1 protein-coding gene is annotated in these 1,606 nt (G+C 59.1%); it reads left to right on the top strand.

Features of this window, described 5'->3' with window-relative positions; all coding sequences use genetic code 11:
* Positions 1-1,606 (top strand): arylsulfatase (locus H5U08_RS18165; protein ID WP_297036371.1); only part of this gene is annotated, 1,606 nt, incomplete at both ends.

Raw genomic sequence — 1,606 nt, 5'->3', positions numbered from 1 at the left:
TCTTTCCACGCCGAATTTGGATCGCCTGGCGGCCCACGGTTTGCGCTTCACCCAGTTTTACAACACTGCCCGGTGCTGTCCCACGCGCGCTTCCCTGCTGACGGGTGTGTATCCTCATCAGGCGGGCGTCGGCTGGATGATGCAGGATCGCGGCTACGACGGATATCGGGGCGATCTCAATCGCCAGACAGTGACCATCGCCGAGGTGCTGCGGATGGCGGGCTATCGGACCTACGCGGTGGGAAAATGGCACGTGACCAAGGCCATTCAGCCGGAAGGCCCGAAAGACAACTGGCCGCTCCAGCGGGGATTTGAGCGATATTACGGCACGATCCAGGGGGCGGGAAGTTATTTTGATCCGTCGGCCCTGGTGCGGGACAACACCATGATTACGGCGTTCATCGATCCCGAGTATAAACCCGAACGCTACTACTACACCGACGCCATCAGCGATCATGCGATCCGTTTCATTCGTGAGCACGTCGCCCAAAACGCCGAGCGACCGTTCTTTATGTACATCGCGTACACTGCCGCGCACTGGCCCCTTCACGCTCTGGAGGAGGACATTGCCAAGTATCACGGAAAATATGATGGGGGTTATGAGCCGATTCGTCGGGCGCGGTTCGAACGGCTCAAAAAGATGGGCATCATCAATCCCAATTGGGAACTGAGCCCGCAGCACGGTGATTGGGACCGGGTGGAACACAAGGAATGGGAAGCCCGGTGCATGGAAGTGTACGCCGCTCAAATCGACCGCATGGACCAGGGAATTGGGCGGATTGTGGAGACGCTGGAGAAGACCGGGCAATTAGAAAACACGGTGATCTTCTACCTGCAGGATAACGGTGCCTGTCAGGAGGCCATCGGCCGAACAGGAAACTGGCGGCGGCCGGTGGAACCGTCCCTCCCGCCCATTCCTCCCGATGTCATCCGGACAGAGAGCCGGCCTTCACAGAATCGCCGTGGTGTTCCCACCCTCACCGGGCCGTACATCATGCCAGGACCGGAAGATACCTACATCTCGTACGGCATCAACTGGGCGAATGTCTCCAACACGCCGTTCCGGGAATACAAGCACTTTGTGCATGAAGGCGGCATCGCCACGCCGCTCATCGTTCACTGGCCGGGGGGACTGAAGCGTCAGGGTGAGCTCGAACATACGCCGGGTCACGTCATTGATCTCATGGCCACCTGCGTCGATCTGGCAAAAGCACAATATCCCACCGAATTTAATGGCAATAAGATCATTCCCATGGAAGGAGTAAGCCTCGTGCCGCTGTTTGAAGGTCGGCCTCTTGAGCGCAAAACGCCCATCTTCTGGGAGCATGAAGGCAATCGGGCGGTTCGCGATGGGAAATGGAAGCTCGTCGCCAAAGAGAATAAGCCCTGGGAACTGTACGACATGGAAACCGACCGCACGGAAATGCATGACCTCTCCGCGGAGCATCCAGAGATTGTCGCGCGTTTGGCGGCTGCCTGGGACGGCTGGGCTGCCCGCGCCAATGTGCTTCCTCTGGGAGCCTGGCGTGGCCGCCCCGAGGACCATTTTTCCCGGGAGAAGAATTTCGTCCTGCGAGGAAACGCCCGGCTGGAGCGGAGTCGGGCA

This window comes from Thermogutta sp., assembly GCF_014359955.1.
Lineage (GTDB): Bacteria > Planctomycetota > Planctomycetia > Pirellulales > Thermoguttaceae > Thermogutta.
Note: the sequence above shows the minus strand (reverse complement) of the source record. Positions and strands in the feature narration are given on the sequence as shown.